Origin of the sequence: Bradyrhizobium sp. ISRA464, from assembly GCF_029910095.1 — a bacterium.
In the GTDB taxonomy this organism is placed as follows: domain Bacteria; phylum Pseudomonadota; class Alphaproteobacteria; order Rhizobiales; family Xanthobacteraceae; genus Bradyrhizobium.
The window spans coordinates 945,220-961,637 of the sequence record NZ_CP094526.1; the positions used below are offsets into that span (position 1 = coordinate 945,220).

At 63.8% G+C, this 16,418-nt stretch carries 11 protein-coding genes; 6 read left to right on the plus strand and 5 right to left on the minus strand.

Annotated elements, in window-relative coordinates:
• Window positions 1-624: 624 nt before the first annotated feature.
• From maiA to metF, 3 genes are all read right to left on the minus strand, one after another.
• Window positions 625-1,425: a maleylacetoacetate isomerase gene (gene maiA, locus MTX19_RS04395; RefSeq protein WP_348638378.1), complete on the minus strand. Its 801-nt coding sequence runs from the start codon at window positions 1,423-1,425 to the stop codon at window positions 625-627.
• Window positions 1,426-1,506: 81 nt separating this feature from the next.
• The gene (metH, locus tag MTX19_RS04400) at window positions 1,507-5,373 is read right to left on the minus strand and encodes a methionine synthase (RefSeq protein ID WP_280982589.1); all 3,867 of its coding nucleotides are present in this window, start codon (window positions 5,371-5,373) and stop codon (window positions 1,507-1,509) included.
• Window positions 5,374-5,376: 3 nt separating this feature from the next.
• On the minus strand, window positions 5,377-6,291 hold the full coding sequence (gene metF, locus MTX19_RS04405; protein ID WP_280982590.1) for a methylenetetrahydrofolate reductase [NAD(P)H]: 915 nt from the start codon (window positions 6,289-6,291) through the stop codon (window positions 5,377-5,379).
• Between the two features lie 401 nt (window positions 6,292-6,692).
• Here metF and MTX19_RS04410 point away from each other — a divergent pair, with 401 nt between their 5' ends.
• Window positions 6,693-7,748, plus strand: coding sequence for an LLM class flavin-dependent oxidoreductase (locus tag MTX19_RS04410; RefSeq protein WP_280982591.1), 1,056 nt, complete (start codon window positions 6,693-6,695; stop codon window positions 7,746-7,748).
• On the opposite strand, the gene MTX19_RS04415 is transcribed toward MTX19_RS04410, so the two are convergent.
• Both MTX19_RS04415 and MTX19_RS04420 read right to left on the minus strand, forming a co-directional pair.
• Window positions 7,729-8,589: a prephenate dehydratase gene (locus tag MTX19_RS04415; RefSeq protein ID WP_280982592.1), complete on the minus strand. Its 861-nt coding sequence runs from the start codon at window positions 8,587-8,589 to the stop codon at window positions 7,729-7,731. The two genes, MTX19_RS04410 and MTX19_RS04415, sit on opposite strands and share 20 nt — an antisense overlap.
• A gap of 33 nt (window positions 8,590-8,622) precedes the next feature.
• Complete coding sequence (locus MTX19_RS04420; protein WP_280985856.1) at window positions 8,623-9,363, minus strand: 3-deoxy-manno-octulosonate cytidylyltransferase; 741 nt, start codon at window positions 9,361-9,363, stop codon at window positions 8,623-8,625.
• 202 nt (window positions 9,364-9,565) lie between these two features.
• Between MTX19_RS04420 and MTX19_RS04425 the strand changes: the two genes are divergently transcribed.
• From MTX19_RS04425 to MTX19_RS04445, 5 genes are all read left to right on the plus strand, one after another.
• A complete protein-coding gene (locus MTX19_RS04425; protein WP_280974260.1) occupies window positions 9,566-10,114 on the plus strand; it encodes a cytochrome c family protein in 549 nt (182 codons plus the stop codon).
• Window positions 10,115-10,331: 217 nt separating this feature from the next.
• On the plus strand, window positions 10,332-12,233 hold the full coding sequence (locus tag MTX19_RS04430; protein ID WP_280982594.1) for an extracellular solute-binding protein: 1,902 nt from the start codon (window positions 10,332-10,334) through the stop codon (window positions 12,231-12,233).
• Window positions 12,234-12,249: 16 nt separating this feature from the next.
• Window positions 12,250-14,127: an extracellular solute-binding protein gene (locus MTX19_RS04435; protein ID WP_280982595.1), complete on the plus strand. Its 1,878-nt coding sequence runs from the start codon at window positions 12,250-12,252 to the stop codon at window positions 14,125-14,127.
• Window positions 14,124-15,233 carry a microcin C ABC transporter permease YejB gene (locus MTX19_RS04440; protein ID WP_280974257.1) on the plus strand — a complete coding sequence of 370 codons (1,110 nt, stop codon included), beginning with the start codon at window positions 14,124-14,126 and terminating at the stop codon, window positions 15,231-15,233. The genes MTX19_RS04435 and MTX19_RS04440 overlap by 4 nt, the downstream gene beginning before the upstream one ends.
• Window positions 15,233-16,417, plus strand: a complete 1,185-nt coding sequence (locus MTX19_RS04445) for an ABC transporter permease (RefSeq protein WP_280982597.1) — start codon at window positions 15,233-15,235, stop codon at window positions 16,415-16,417. The genes MTX19_RS04440 and MTX19_RS04445 overlap by 1 nt, the downstream gene beginning before the upstream one ends.
• Window position 16,418: the final 1 nt, after the last annotated feature.

Sequence of the window (16,418 nt, forward strand, 5' to 3'; positions counted from 1 at the left end):
TCACCCGATTGAGGGGCGCTTCGCGGTCGTCACGAGTGTTGTGGTGAGATGCGGTGGACGCCGAGCGTGTGACTGACGAGCACCCGCAAGGCGGACGGTGAAGTCGTGTGGTTCCGACGCCCCAGTGGCAGGTGTCTCGTCGCAAAACGCGGAACGCGTCTTTGCGAAGACGGTGACAAAAAAGCCAAGTCTCGCCGGGGAGAGCACGAAGTAAGCCGTAACCCATCGCGCAGGGAAAGCCGGGATTGCTCCGGTTTCACCTGTGGTCCTACCCCTGTGCTTTTTTTTGTCGCACAGGGCCCATGGGTGCGATCGGCCCCCGGCTTTCCCTGCGCCCTCTGATCAAGGAGAGGGCGAAACGAGATGCAAAACTCGGGCGGTTCACGTCGCGAGACTGCGAACCCATATCCCTCAATCGTCATGCCCCGCGCATGCGGGGCATCCAGTACGCCGCGGCGTCTCGGCTCAAACACCGACGTCTCTGGAATACTGGATCACCCGCATTCGCGGGTGATGACAGTGCGACAGGCTGTTTGACAATTGAACGCGTCCTCCAGGTCGTCTCGGTTATCACCGGGACGAATCGAGAGAGACCTCGGCGCGATCGACGGCTTTGATTGCGTACTACTTCGCCGGCATCGCCTCCGGCGTGTCGGGCTGCGCCGAGGGGTGCGCCTTGGCAAAGGCGGGCAGCGCCATCGCGGTCTCGTGGATGCGTTTCACGGTCGGCCAGGGCGAGAGGTTGATCTGTTGGTTGATTGCCGCGGTGACATGGCTGACCAGGCAGATGTCGGCGAGACCAGGTGCATCGCCGTGGCAGAACTGACCGGTCGCCTTGTTGCCGGCGAGGTGGCCTTCGAGCGCGACCAGCGTCTCGACCGTCCAGTGCCGCCGCCAGGCGCTTTGCTGGCTGTCGCGCAGATCGAGCTCGCGGTCGAGATAGCGCCGCACCCGCGGCGTCAGCAGTGGATGGCCCTCGCAGGCGACCATCAGCGCCAGCGCGCGCACCCGCGCCCGGCCGAGCGCGTCGGCCGGCAGCAGCGGCGGGGTCGGATAGGTCTCGTCGAGATAGTCGATGATCGCGAGCGACTGCACCAGCACGGTGCCGTCATCGGTGATCAGCGCCGGCAGCGCCATCTGCGGATTGATCTTGCGATAGGCCTCGGCCCGATGCGCATCGGCATCGATGTCGACCAGGATCACCTCGGCCGGCACCTGTTTCAGGTTGAGCGCGATCCGCACCCGAAAACTCGCCAGCGACCGCCAGAAGGAGAAGAATTGCATGGGCAGCTCACTCCGCTCGTCATGCGCGGACTTGATCCGCGCATCCATCGACGTCAGCGAGAAGATTGTCGGAAGATGGATCGCCGGGTCAAGTCCGGCGATGACAAGTGTCAGGGCAATCGTAACCCGGATGAAGCGCAAGCGAAATCCGGGACCGGCGACCGTTCAATCGCAGCTACCCCGGATTGCGCTTCGCTGCATCCGGGCTACGGCGCCGAAGAGCTACCCCACGCCCACTTTCTTCTTCCGCCAGGCGAGATGCATGGCGCAGGTGCAGCCCTGCGGGTGCGAGGCGAGGTCCGCTTCGGTAACGTCGTTGGCCGGCGTGGCCGCCGGCGCGATCGCGGGCTCCTTCGCGCCATCCTGCGACGGGATGTAGTTCAGGATCGGCGCGAGCCAGCGCTCGATCTCTGCGGTCGTCATGTCCTTGCGCGCGGCGTAATCCTCGACCTGGTCGCGCTCGATCTTGCCGACGCCGAAATAGAAGCTCTCGGGGTGCGAGAAGTAGAGTCCCGAGACCGAGGAGCCCGGCCACATCGCAAAGCTCTCGGTGAGCTTCACGCCGGCGGTGTTCTCGGCATCGAGCAGCGAAAACAGCGTCCGCTTCTCGGTGTGGTCGGGCTGCGCCGGATAGCCCGGCGCGGGACGGATGCCGTCGTATTTCTCGAGGATCAGCTCCTCCGACGACCAGGCCTCGTCAGGCGCGTAGCCCCAGAACTCCTTGCGCACGCGCTGGTGCATGCGCTCGGCAAAGGCCTCGGCCAACCGGTCGGCCAGCGCCTTGCACAGGATCGAGGAGTAGTCGTCATTGGCTTTCTTGAAGCGGTCGGCGACCGCATCCTCGCCGATGCCGGCGGTGACGACGAAGCCGCCGATATAATCCGGCAAGCCGGACTCCTTCGGCGCGATGAAGTCCGACAGCGCGGCGTTGAAGCGGCCCTCGCGCTTCTCGAGCTGCTGGCGCAGCGTATGGAAGGTCGCGATCTTCTCGCTTCGCGTCTCGTCGGCATAGACTTCGATGTCGTCGCCGACCGTGTTGGCCGGCCAGAAGCCGATGGTGGCGCGGGCGGTGAACCACTTCTCCTTGATGATCGTGTCGAGCATCTTGCGCGCGTCGTCATAGAGCGAGCGAGCAACCTCGCCGATCTTGGGATCGTCGAGGATCGCCGGGAAGCGGCCGGCCAATTCCCAGGTTTGGAAGAACGGCGTCCAGTCGATGTAGCCGGCGAGCTCGGCGAGGTCGTAGGCGTCGAAGCTCTTCAGGCCGAAGAACGCCGGCTGCTTCGGCGGCGCGGCGGCAAAGTCGATCGCGACCTTGTTGGCGCGGGCGTCGGAGAGCTTCAGCCGCCTCTTGTCGGCCTGGGCGCGGAAATGCGCCGCGGAGATCTTGGCGTATTCGGCACGCACCTCGGCGGCATAGGCCTGCTTCTTCTCGAGCGACATCAGCGAGGAGGCGACGCCGACCGCGCGGCTCGCGTCATTGACGTGGACCACCGGCCCGCCCGGATAGTTCGGGTCGATCTTCACGGCGGTGTGGACCCGGCTCGTGGTGGCACCGCCGATCAGAAGCGGCAGCTTCAGGCCCTGCCGCTCCAGCTCGCCGGCGAGGAAGCTCATCTCGTCGAGCGAGGGCGTGATCAGGCCGGACAGGCCGATGATGTCGGCGCCTTCGGCCTTCGCGGTCTCGATGATCTTGTTGGCGGGCACCATCACGCCGAGGTCGATGACCTCGAAATTGTTGCACTGGAGCACGATGCCGACGATGTTCTTGCCGATGTCGTGGACGTCGCCCTTAACGGTCGCGAGCACGATCTTGCCGGCGGCGCTGCGGCCGTCGCCGGTCACGCCGTTGGCGAGGTTGCGCGCCTTCTCCTCCTCCATGAACGGCATCAGATAGGCGACCGCCTGCTTCATCACGCGCGCCGACTTCACCACCTGCGGCAGGAACATCTTGCCGTCGCCGAAGAGATCACCGACCACGTTCATGCCGGCCATCAGCGGCCTCTCGATGACATCGAGCGGGCGGGCGGCATTCTGCCGGGCGGCTTCGGTGTCTTCCTCGATGAACTCGGTGATGCCGTGCACCAGCGCGTGGCTCAGCCGCTTCTCGACCGGCCATTCGCGCCAGGCGAGGTCGGCCTCCTTGGCCTGCTTCTCCTTGCCGCGGAACTTGTCGGCGAGCGCCAGCAGCCGCTCGGAGGCGCTCGCGTCGCGATTGAGGATCACGTCCTCGCACACCTGGCGCAGCTCGGGATCGATGTCGTCATAGACGATCATCTGTCCGGCATTGACGATGCCCATGTCCATGCCGGCGTGAATCGCGTGATACAGGAACACCGAGTGCATCGCCTCGCGCACCGGCTCGTTGCCGCGGAACGAGAACGACAGATTGGACACGCCGCCCGAGATGTGGGCGCCGGGCAGGTTCTTCCGGATCCAGCGCGTCGCCTCGATGAAGTCGACGCCGTAATTGTTGTGCTCATCGAGGCCGGTCGCGATCGCGAAGATGTTCGGATCGAAAATGATGTCCTCGGGCGGGAAGTCGAGCCTGACGACCAGGATGTCGTAGGCGCGCTTGCAGATCTCGATCTTGCGCGTGAAGGTGTCGGCCTGTCCGGTCTCGTCGAAGGCCATCACCACCACGGCGGCGCCGTGGCGCCGGGCGACCGTTGCCTCGTGGATGAACTTGTCCTCGCCTTCCTTCAGCGAGATCGAGTTCACGATCGGCTTGCCCTGGATGCATTTCAGGCCGGCCTCGATGACGTGGAATTTCGAGGAGTCGACCATCATGGGCACCCGCGCGATGTCGGGCTCGGCGGCGACGAGGTTGAGGAACGTCACCATCGCCTGCTCGGAGTCGAGCAGGCCCTCGTCCATGTTGACGTCGATCACCTGGGCGCCGTTCTCGACCTGGTCGCGAGCGACCTGAAGGGCTGCGGTGTAATCGCCGGCGGTGATCAGCTTGCGGAAGCGCGCCGAGCCGGTGACGTTGGTGCGCTCGCCGACGTTCACGAAGGGGATCGCATCGGTCAGCGTGAACGGCTCGAGGCCGGACAACCGCAGCCGCGGTGCGATCTCGGGCACCACGCGCGGCTTGTGTGGAGCGACGGCCCTGGCGATCGCGGCGATATGGTCGGGGGTGGTGCCGCAGCAGCCGCCGACGATGTTGACGAGGCCGTCGCGCGCGAACTCGCCGATCAGCCGCGCCATGTAGTCCGGCGTCTCGTCATACTGGCCGAACTCGTTGGGCAGGCCGGCATTCGGATACGCGCAAACCAGCGTGTCGGCGACACGTCCGATATCGGCGATGTGGCTGCGCAGATCCTCGGCACCCAGCGCGCAGTTGAAACCGATCGTCACAGGCTTGGCGTGCCGCACCGAGTGCCAGAACGCTTCCGGCAACTGGCCGGAGAGCAGGCGGCCGGACTTGTCGGTGATGGTGCCGGAGATCATCACGGGCACGTCGATGCCGCGCTCCTCGATGATCTCGGAGATCGCGTAGAGCGCGGCCTTGGCGTTCAGCGTGTCGAAGATGGTCTCGACCAGCAGCATGTCGGCGCCGCCATCGAGCAAGCCGCGCGCCTGCTCGCCATAAGCCTTGCGCAAATCGTCGAAGGTCACCGCGCGGTAGCCGGGGTTCGACACATCGGGCGAGATCGAGGCGGTGCGGTTGGTCGGGCCGAGCGCGCCGGCCACGAAGCGCTGCTTGCCGTCCTCGGCCGAGACGCGCGCCGCGGCGGCACGCGCCAGCTTCGCGCCCTCGCGGTTCAGCTCATAGGCGAGGTCAGACATGTCGTAGTCGGCCTGCGCGATCGAGGTCGAGGAGAAGGTGTTGGTCGCGACGATGTCGGCTCCGGCGCGCAAATAGGCGGCGTGGATATCCTCGATCGCGTCAGGCTGGGTCAGGATCAGGACGTCGTTGTTGCCCTTGATGTCGCGGTGGAAGTCCTTGAAGCGCTCGCCGCGGAAGGCGGCCTCGTCGAACTGCAGGCCCTGGATCATCGTGCCCATGGCGCCGTCGAGCACCAGGATGCGCTCGCGGGCAGCCGCGAGCAGGGCGGTACGCTTCGGAGAAACAGGGACTGTCATGGATCAGGCAGCTTTCTGGGTGCCATTCGGCCGGATGCCGAGCAGATGGCTGATCGCGAACACGAGGTCCGCGCGGTTCATGGTGTAGAAGTGGAACGTGTCGACGCCGTGCTTGAACAGCTTCTGCACCTGGCCGGCGGCCACGGTGGCGGCGACCAGCTTGCGGGTCTCGGCGTCGTTGTCGAGGCCGTCGAACTTCTCGGCGAGCCAGTCCGGCACGCTGGTGCCGGCGCGGGTCACGAAGTTGCGGGCCTGCTTGAAATTGTGCATCGGCATGATGCCCGGAACGATCGGGATCTCGATGCCGCGCGCCCGCACCTTGTCGACGTAGCGGTAATAGAGCTCGTTGTCGAAGAACACCTGGGTGATCGCGCGCGCAGCACCCGCATCGACCTTGGCCTTCAGCGTATCGATGTCGGCATCGAAGCTGGCGGCTTCCGGATGCTTCTCGGGATAGGCCGACACCGAGATCTCGATATCGGGATGGCGCTTCTTGATCCCGGCGACGAGCTCGGCCGAGCTCTGGTAGCCGTCCGGATGGGTGAAATAGGGCGTGCCGATGCCCCCCGGCGGATCGCCGCGCAATGCCACGATGTGGCGGACGCCGACCTCGTGATAGCGGTCGACGATCTCGTCGATCTCACCGCGCGCGGCGCCGACGCAGGTCAGATGCGCCGCCGGCAGCAGCTCGGTCTCCCGCAAGATGCGGGTGATGGTCGAATGGGTGCGCTCGCGGGTCGAGCCGCCGGCGCCATAGGTCACCGATACGAAGTTCGGCGTCAGCGGCGCCAGACGGTTGATGGCCTCCCAGAGATTGCGCTCCATCTCCTCGGTCTTCGGCGGGAAGAACTCGAAGGAGATTTTGGGAGTCTTGGGCGCGCGGTGCCCGTTCGACGCGGGCGAGACGATCTCGGTCATGATACGCAAGAGCTCCGCAACACGTGGGCAGACGTCAGGCTTGAATATGGACGCGTTAGGATAAGCGAAACCGCACTCTCCTTACAGCCCATCGAATATGGGAAATTGCCCAATATGGATAGATATGTGGTCCAAGTCGCTCAGAGAACAAGGAGAGTGGGATAGCGCCTGATGGTCTTGTTCTAAAACAGCAAATAATTGAAACTGTTAAAAAAAATTCATGAGCCACCAGGCAATTGCGTTGGCAATAGGTGTGGGCAGGATTGTGTCATTGGCGAATTGTCGTATTTCATCCCAATCTGCACAAGGGCCGCGACCACGGGCATCGCCCTTCCGATGCGGGACTGACCTGCGCGGCCTGGGCCTTTGTCGGCTCTGCGGGCCACACTAGGTTGTTCGCCATGATCCCGCTGTCCGTCCTCGACCTTTCCGTCGTCACATCAGGCACCAGACCTGCCGCCGCGCTGCGCAACAGCATCGATCTGGCGCGCCACGTCGATGGCCTCGGCTATAGCAGGTATTGGCTCGCCGAGCATCATAACCTTGCTTCCGTTGCGAGCCCCGCGCCCGATCTGATAATCGGGCAGATCGCGGCGGTGACGCAGAACATCCGCGTCGGCTCCGGCGGCGTGATGCTGCCGAACCATGCGCCGCTCGTGGTCGCCGAGCGCTTCAAGATGCTGGAGGCGCTGTTTCCCGGCCGGATCGATCTCGGACTTGGCCGCGCGCCTGGCACCGATGGCGCCACGGCCCACGCCCTGAGGAGCCGGCTCGATCGCCGCGAGGGCGATGATTTCCTCGAACGGCTGCATGAGCTGACCTTGTGGGAGACGCGCGATTTCCCGGCCGGTCACCCCTACAACAAAGTCGTGGCGATGCCGGACGATTCGCCGCTGCCGCCGATCTGGCTGCTGGGCTCGAGCGATTACTCCGCCGAGCTCGCGGCGCAGGTCGGGATGGGTTTTGCGTTCGCGCACCATTTCGCCACCCATGATGCGATCGCCGCGATGACCAACTATCGCGCGCATTTCACGCCGTCGGGCTGGCGCGCCGCTCCGCAGGCGATTCTTGCCGTCGCCGTCGTCGCGGCCGAGACGGATGCGGAGGCCGAGAAGCTCGCGCTGTCGATGGATCTCAACCGGCTGCGCCGCGACCGCGGCCAGTATCTGCCGCTGCCGAGCGTCGAGGAGGCGGAGGCCTATCCCTACACCGACGCCGATCGCGCCTCGATCGTGCGCAACCGTTCGCGCTTCTTCGTCGGCAGCCCCGCGACCGTGATGACCAAGCTGCAGCCGCTGATCGCAGCGACCCAGGCGGACGAACTGATGGTGGTTACCGCGGTCTACGACCACGACGCGCGGAAGAAGTCATACAGCCTGCTCGCCGAGGCGTTCGGGCTGCGCAAAAAGGCGGCGGCGAAAGTGCAGGTGGAGGGGCCTAGTCCTGCCTCTCACTGAAGGTCGCGCGGAAGGGGTGGCCGGGATAGACGCCGACGATGCGGAATTCGCGCGAGAAGAATTTCAATTCCTCCAGCGCAAAGGCAAGGCCGCGGTCGTTCGGATGGCCGTCGACGTCGGCATAGAATTGCGTGGCGAAGAAATTGCCGTCGACCATATAGCTCTCGAGCTTGGTCATGTTGACGCCGTTGGTGGCAAAGCCGCCCAGCGCCTTGTAGAGCGCAGCGGGCAGGTTGCGCACCCGGAAGACAAAAGTGGTGACCAGTGGCCCCGAGCCCTGCTCGGCCCATTTGGCCTCACGCGCCAGCACCACGAAGCGGGTGGTGTTATGGGCCTCGTCCTCGATGTCCTCGGCCAGGATATCGAGACCGTAGATCTCGGCGGCGAGGCGCGAGGCGATCGCCGCCACGCTGCTGTCGCCGCGGTGGGCGATGTCGCGCGCGCTGCCGGCGGTGTCGCCGGCGACGAGCGGCCGGATGCCGAGCTTGCGGATCATGCGCCGGCACTGGCCGAGCGCGTGGACATGGCTCTCCACGGTCTTGATGTCGGCAAGCTTGGTCCCCTTGATCGCCATCAGCTGGTGGCGGATCGGCAGGAACCACTCGCCGACGATGAACAGGCCGGAATCCGGCAGCAGATGGTGGATGTCGGCGACGCGGCCGGCGACCGAGTTCTCGATCGGGATCATGCCGAGATCGGCCTCGCCCGAGGAGATCGCGGCCAGCGCGTCCTCGAAGGTCGGGCAGGGCATCGGTTCGGCGTCCGGATAGGCCTCGACGATCGCGATATGGGAATTGGCGCCAGGCTCGCCCTGGAACGCGATTTTTAGCTTCTTGGTCATGGTCTCTTTCCTGCGCGGCCTTTTAGCACCCGGTCAGGCTTTGGAAAGCATCCGCCGCGCGGTTTCGAGGTCGGCCTGGGTGTCGACGCCCCGTGGGACGGTGTCAACGATCGTGATGTCAATCCGCATGCCGGCCTCCAGGGCGCGAAGCTGCTCGAGCTTCTCCTGCAATTCCAGCGGCGAGGGCGGCAGCCGCACAAACCGCTCAAGCGCTGCGCGGCGGTAGGCATAGAGGCCGATATGATGGTAGCGCGGACCGTCGCCATGGGGCGCGGTGGCGCGGGTGAAATAGAGCGCGCGGAGCCGGTTCGCCCCGATCGGCGAGCCGACCGCCTTGACGACGCTGGGGGCCCGGTCCTCCTCCTCGGTGTGGATTTGCGAGGCCAGCGTCGAAATATCGACGGCAGGGTCGGCCAGTGCCGGCATCACGCTGCGGATGGTGTCCGGCGTGATGGTCGGGAAATCGCCCTGCAGATTGACCACGATCTCGGCGGTCTGCTCCGGATCCAGGATCATCATCGCCTCATGGACCCGGTCCGAGCCGGACGGATGGTCGGCGCGGGTCATCACCACCTCGCCGCCCGCGGCCTTCACCGCGTCGGCGATCTCCGCCGTGTCGGTGGCGACCGCAACCCGGCCGATCCGGGCCGCTTCGGCTCGCCGCAGCACGTGGACGATCATCGGCTGGCCCGCGATGTCCAAGAGCGGCTTTCCCGGCAGCCGCGTGGCGGCCATGCGGGCGGGAATCAGCACCAAGGTACGCGGTTCGGTCATTCGTGTCGGGGCCCGTCCGGCCTGCGGAAATTGATGGGGAGGGGGTTGAATCCGGCGCGTTTATACGGGTTGCCAGAGCGCGGGCAAACCGATATCTCAAACGCTGCTTGGGGGGCGGTGCGATAGGCCGATTCCCAGGTCCTTCCGCGCGGCCGTATTCCCGGCCTGAAGTCGACATTCAAGGCCCGGAGCCTGACCCAAAATGGACTCCTTCGAACTCAATAAAATTCTCGGTGCGCTTCTCGGCACCTGCATTGTTGTCCTGGTGACGAGCTTTGCCGCTGGCGCGGTGTTCACGCCGAAGGCGCCGGAGAAGCCGGGCTTTGAGATCGCGGCGAAGGAGGAGGCCCCCGCTGGTGGCGGCGAGGCTGCCCCGGCCAAGTCGGAGCCGATCGAGAAGCTCCTGCAGACCGCCTCGGCGGAGAAGGGCGCTGCCGCGGCCAAGAAGTGCCAGGCCTGCCACACCTTCGAGAAGGGCGGTCCGAACCGCGTCGGTCCGAACCTCTATGGCATCGTCAACGAGCCCCGGGGCGAGGGCCGCGGCTTCAACTTCTCGGCCGCGATGAAGGCCAAGGGCGGCACCTGGACCTTCGACGACCTCAACAAGTTCCTCACCAACCCGAAGGGCTTCATCCCGGGCACCGCGATGGGTTTCGCCGGCGTTCCGAAGGACAGCGAGCGCGCCGACATCATCGCCTATCTGAACTCGAATTCGGACCATCCCGCTCCGGTCCCGACGGCTTCGAAGTAGCGATTTGCTTTTCGCGATCACGCGGGAACGAAACGGCCAGGCAATGCCTGGCCGTTTTCGCATGGGTATTGAGTGTCGCGGGGTTGTTATCGGGACGTTTCGCCGCACCGGGACCGTTCCTGGGTTACTATCATGAGGAAAAAGCAACGTAATTTGTCGAACCGTTGCCTTATATTGGGTCCCATGTAACCGGGGGCCGCGAGCAGGAAAGACGAATTTGGCGATCACCCGACGACATCTTCTTCAAGGCAGCGCACTGGCCGCAATGGCTCCCGCGCTTGGGCTCAACTCCGGCTTGTCCACGGTCACGCCGGCCTTCGCGGATAGCGCCCCGAACGGGCTCAAATGGCGGCATGGCCTGTCGCTGTTCGGCAATGTCAAATACCCAGCCGACTTCAAGCGATTTGACTATGTCAATCCGGATGCACCGAAGGGCGGCCTTGCCCGGCAAATCGCCATCGGCACTTTCGATAATTTCAACATCGTCGTCTCGGGCGTGAAAGGCTCCATCGCAGGCGGTGTCGCGCAGATCTATGAATCGCTGACCACGCCTTCGCTCGACGAAGTCTCAACCGAGTATGGATTGCTGGCGGAGGCTGCAAGTTATCCCGACGACTTCTCCTATGTCGTTTATCGCCTGCGCCCTCAGGCAAAGTGGCACGACGGAGCGCCCGTTACCCCGGAAGACGTGATCTTTTCGCTCGGCGCCTTCAAGACGCACCATCCGATGTTCTCTGCCTACTACAGCCATGTGGTGCGCGCGGAGAAAATCAGCGATCGCGAAGTGAAGTTTGTCTTTGACATGCCGGGCAATCGCGAACTGCCGCAGATCGTGGGCCAACTGACGATCCTGCCCAAGCACTGGTGGGAGGGCACCGATGGCCAAGGCCGAAAGCGTGATGTCTCCGCGACAACGCTGGAGAAGCCGCTCGGATCGGGACCGTATCGCATCAAGGAGTTTGTCGCGGGACGGACTGTGACTCTGGAACGGGTCAAGGACCATTGGGCGCGCGACCTCGCGACCAATGTCGGCTCCAACAATTTCGACGAGCTGCGTTACGAGTACTTCAGGGACCCCACGGTTGCGATCGAGGCGTTCAAGGCCGATCAGATCGATTGGCGTACGGAGAACAGCGCGAAGGCCTGGGCGACCGCCTATGATTTTCCGGCCGTCACCGACAAGCGCGTGGTGCTGGAGGAGTTTCCCAACCGCAGTTCCGGCATCATGCAAGCCTTCGCGCCGAACCTGCGTCGCGCCAAATTCGCCGATCCGCGCGTCCGGCGGGCTTTGAACTTTGCCTTCGACTTCGAGGAAGTGAACAAGCAGCTGTTCTTCGGCCAGTACAAGCGCATCACGAGCTACTTCGACGGCGCCGAGGAGTTGATGGCGACAGGCCTGCCACAGGACAAGGAGCTTGGCATTCTCGAACCGTTGCGTGGACAGGTGCCGGCCGAAGTATTCACGACGGCCTACACCAATCCGGTCGGGGGAAACCCTGAAGCCGTGCGCGCCAATCTTCGCGAGGCATTACGCCTGCTCAAGGAGGCCGGCTACGAGGTGCGCGACCGCAAGCTGGTGAACTCAAAGAGCGGCGAGCCCTTCTCGATCGAATTGCTCAGCCAGGATCCGAATTTTGAAAGGGTCATGCTGGCCTACAAGCCCTCACTCGAGCGGCTTGGAATGTCGGTCAGTGTGCGCACGATTGATCCAATTCAATATGAGAACCGACTTCGCGATTGGGATTTCGACATTGTTGTCGGGTCCTGGCCGGAATCCCTCTCTCCTGGCAATGAGCAGCGCGAATTTTGGGGAACGAAAGCCGCTGATGCGCCGGGATCCCGCAATATCGTCGGCATCAAGAACCCGGTGATCGACAAGCTGATCGAGCGGGTGATTTTTGCGACGGACCGCGAAGATCTCGTCGCTGCAACCAAAGCGCTCGACCGCGTGTTGTTGTGGAATCATTACGTCGTCCCGCAATGGAACTATCCGAAGGTGCGTACGGCGCGCTGGGATCGGTTCGGTCGGCCGGCACAGTTGCCGAAATACGGTCTGTCGGGATTCCCGTTGATCTGGTGGTACGACGCCGACAAGGCGGCCAAGCTCAAGAGTTCATAAGGTCAAGGATTCGCGCATGGCGCTATTCACCCGTCGGCACGCACTTGGTCTCGGCATCGGTGCGTTGAGCGCTGCAGGATTTCGCGCAGCCCCGGCCGCCGCCGATAACGGATCCGAGATGCACGGCATATCGGCGTTCGGCGACCTGAAATATCCAGCGGATTTCAAGCAGTTCGACTATGTCAATCCGAACGCGTCGAAGGGTGGGGTGTTCTCGACGATCCCATCGGTGCGTGCCAACAACCAATCCTATTACACCTTCAACTCGCTCAACGCCTACATCATGAAGGGCGAGGGCGCGCAGGGCATGGACATGACCTTCGCGACGCTGATGTCGCGCGCCAATGATGAGCCCGACGCGATGTACGGCTACGCCGCGAAGTCGGTGCAGATCTCGCCGGACAAGCTCACCTACCGCTTTACCATGAGGCCAGAGGCGCGCTTCCATGACGGCTCGAAGCTCACCGCGCAGGACGTCGCCTTCTCGCTCAGCACGCTGAAGGAAAAGGGCCATCCGCTGATCGTCGTGCAATTGCGCGACTTCGTGAAGGCCGAGGCGCCCGACGATGCGACCGTCGTCGTGAGCTTCGCGCCGAATCGCGCGCGCGACGTGCCGCTCTTTGTCGCGGGCCTGCCGATCTTCTCCAAGGCCTATTACGCGACGCGGCCCTTCGATGAATCGACGCTCGATACGCCGCTCGGCTCGGGGCCGTACAACGTCGGCAAGTTCGAGGTCAACCGTTACATCGAATTTAACCGCGTCAAGGACTGGTGGGGAGCCGACCTGCCGGTCAGTCGCGGCAACTACAATTTCGACACCGTGCGCTACGAATTCTATCGCGATCGCGATGTCGCCTTCGAAGGCTTTACCGCGAAGAACTATTTGTTCCGCGAGGAGTTCACCGCCCGCGTCTGGGCGACCCGGTATGATTTCCCCGCGGTGAGGGACGGCCGCGTCAAGCGCGAGACGCTGCCCGACGACACGCCATCCGGCGCACAGGGCTGGTTCATCAACACTCGACGCGACAAGTTCAAGGATTCCCGCGTGCGCGAGGCGCTGATCAACGCCTTCGACTTCGAGTGGACCAACAAGACCATCATGTACGATGCCTATGCGCGAACGGTCTCGCCGTTCCAGAATTCGGACATGGTGGCGGAAGGATCGCCTTCGCCGGAAGAACTCGCGCTGCTCGAGCCGTTCCGCGGTCAGATGCCGGACGAGGTGTTTGGCCTGCCCTATGTGCCGCCGATGTCCGACGGTTCGGGCCAGGATCGCACCCTGCTGCGCAAGGCCGCGCAGCTTCTCAATGACGCCGGCTACCTCATCAAGGACGGCAAGCGCGTGCTGCCGACTGGCGAGGTGTTCACCATCGAATTCCTTGCCGACGAGCCCTCGTTGCAGCCACACCATGGCCCCTTCATCAAGAATCTCGGAACGCTGGGCATCGATGCGACGCTCCGCTTGGTCGATGCCGTGCAGTATCGCGCCCGGGTGGAAGATTTCGACTTCGACCTGACCATGCAGCGCTTCAGCTTCTCGGCTACACCCGGCGACAGCATGCGTCCGTTCTTCTCCGCGCAGGCGGCCAAGACCAAGGGCTCCTACAACCTCGCAGGGACCTCCAGTCCCGTCATCGACGCACTGGTCGAAAAGATCATCGGCGCCAACAGCCGCCATGAGCTGACGGTTGCCTGCCGTGCCTTCGATCGCGTGTTCCGCGCCGGACGCTATTGGGTGCCGCAGTGGTACCGCAACACGCATCCAATCGCTTACTGGGACCAATTCGATCATCCGGAGAAGCTGGCGAAATATACGTCGGGCGTCGGTGCGCCTGACAACTGGTGGTACGATGCGGCCAAGGCCGCGAAGCTCGAACAGGCGAGTAGACAATGAGCGCCTATATTGCCCGTCGCATTCTCCTGATGTTGCCGACGCTGCTGGGCATCCTGTTCGTCTCCTTCGTGGTCGTGCAGTTTGCTCCGGGCGGACCGGTCGAGCGCGTCATCGCGCAGATCAACGGCGCCGATACGGGCGGCACCTCGCGCGTGTCGGGCGGCGGCGGTGATTTCGCGGCGCAGCGCGGCCAGGGTGGCGCTGCGGCCAGCTCGATCAACTCGAAATACCGCGGCGCGCAGGGTCTCGATCCCGACTTCATCAAGAAGCTCGAGGTGCAGTTCGGCTTCGACAAGCCGGCGCCGGAGCGCTTCCTCCTGATGGTGTGGAATTTTGCCCGCTTCGATTTCGGCAAGAGCTATTTCCGCGACATCAGCGTGATCCAGCTCATCAAGGAGAAGCTGCCGGTCTCGATCTCACTCGGGCTCTGGATGACGCTGCTGACCTACCTGATCTCGATCCCACTCGGCATCCGCAAGGCGGTCCGGGACGGATCGCGGTTCGACACCTGGACCTCGGCGGTGATCATCATCGGTTTCGCGATTCCGGGCTTCCTGTTCGCGATCTTCCTGATCATCCTGTTCGCCGGCGGCTCGTTCTTCAACATCTTCCCGCTGCGCGGGCTGACCTCCGACGGCTGGTCGCAGTTTCCCTGGTACTGGAAGATCATCGACTATTTCTGGCACATCACGCTGCCGATAATATCGATGGCGCTCAGCGCCTTCGCCACCATGACGCTGCTCACCAAGAACTCGTTCCTCGACGAGATCCGCAAGCAATATGTGATGACGGCGCGAGCCAAGGGCTGCAGCGAGCGGCAGGTGCTCTATGGCCATGTCTTCCGCAATGCCATGCTGATCGTGATCGCGGGATTCCCGGCCGCGTTCATCCACGCCTTCTTCTCCGGCTCGCTCCTGATCGAGACCATCTTCTCGCTCGACGGGCTCGGCCTGCTCAGCTTCGAGAGCGTCCTCAATCGCGACTATCCGGTGGTGTTCGGGACGCTGTTCGTCTTTTCGCTGGTCGGGCTCGTGGTCAATCTGATCTCCGATCTCACATATATGTGGATCGATCCGCGGATCGATTTCGAGGCGCGGGAGGTCTGATGACGATGCTCGCGCCAAAGCCGGTCGAGACCTCGACGCAATCGCCGCTCGGCGAGGTGGTGCCCGCCACGCGCCACGGCTTCGCGCCGTCGCCGCTGAACAAGCGGCGCTGGCAGAACTTCAAGGCGAACCGCCGCGGCTACTGGTCGTTCTGGATCTTCCTCGTGCTGTTCGTGGTGTCGCTGTTCGCCAACGTCATCGCCAATGACAAGCCGCTCGTCGTCAAGTACGACGGCCACTACTACTGGCCGGTGCTGTTCAGCTACGCCGAGACCACCTTCGGCGGCGACTTCGAGACCGCGGCGGACTATCGCGACCCCTACCTGCAGAAGCAGATTGCGGCCAAGGGCGGCAGCATGTTCTGGCCCCCGATCCGCTATTCCTATGACACGCGTAACCTCGATCTGCCGACCCCGGCGCCATCGCCGCCCACCTGGTGGTTGACCGAAACGCAGTGCAAGGACGTGGTGCAGCGGAAGGGCCTGAAGAGCTGCCGCGACCTCGAATATAACTGGCTCGGCACCGACGATCAGGGGCGCGATGTCCTTGCGCGGCTGATCTATGGCTTCCGCATCTCGGTGCTGTTCGGCCTGACGCTGACCATCCTGTCCTCGATCATCGGCGTCGCCGCCGGCGGCGTGCAGGGTTATTTCGGCGGCTGGATCGACCTCACCTTCCAGCGGCTGATCGAGATCTGGACCGCGATTCCCTCGCTCTATCTGCTCCTGATCATCTCGGCGGTGCTGCCGCCCGGCTTCTTCATCCTGCTCGGCATCCTGCTGTTGTTCTCGTGGGTGTCGCTGGTCGGCCTGGTGCGTGCCGAATTCCTGCGCGGGCGCAACTTCGAGTACATCCAGGCGGCGCGCGCGCTCGGCGTCTCCAACGCCGTGATCATGTTCCGCCACTTGCTGCCGAACGCGATGGTCGCGACCATGACGTTCCTGCCCTTCATCGTGTCGTCCTCGGTGATGACGCTGACGGCGCTGGACTTCCTCGGCTTCGGCCTGCCGCCCGGATCGCCGTCGCTCGGCGAATTGCTGTCGCAGGGCAAGGCCAACGTACAGGCGCCGTGGCTCGGTCTCACCGGCTTCTTCTCGGTTGCGATCATGTTGTCGCTCCTGATCTTCATCGGCGAAGCCGCGCGCGACGCCTTCGATCCGCGCAAGACGTTTTCGAAGGGCTGAC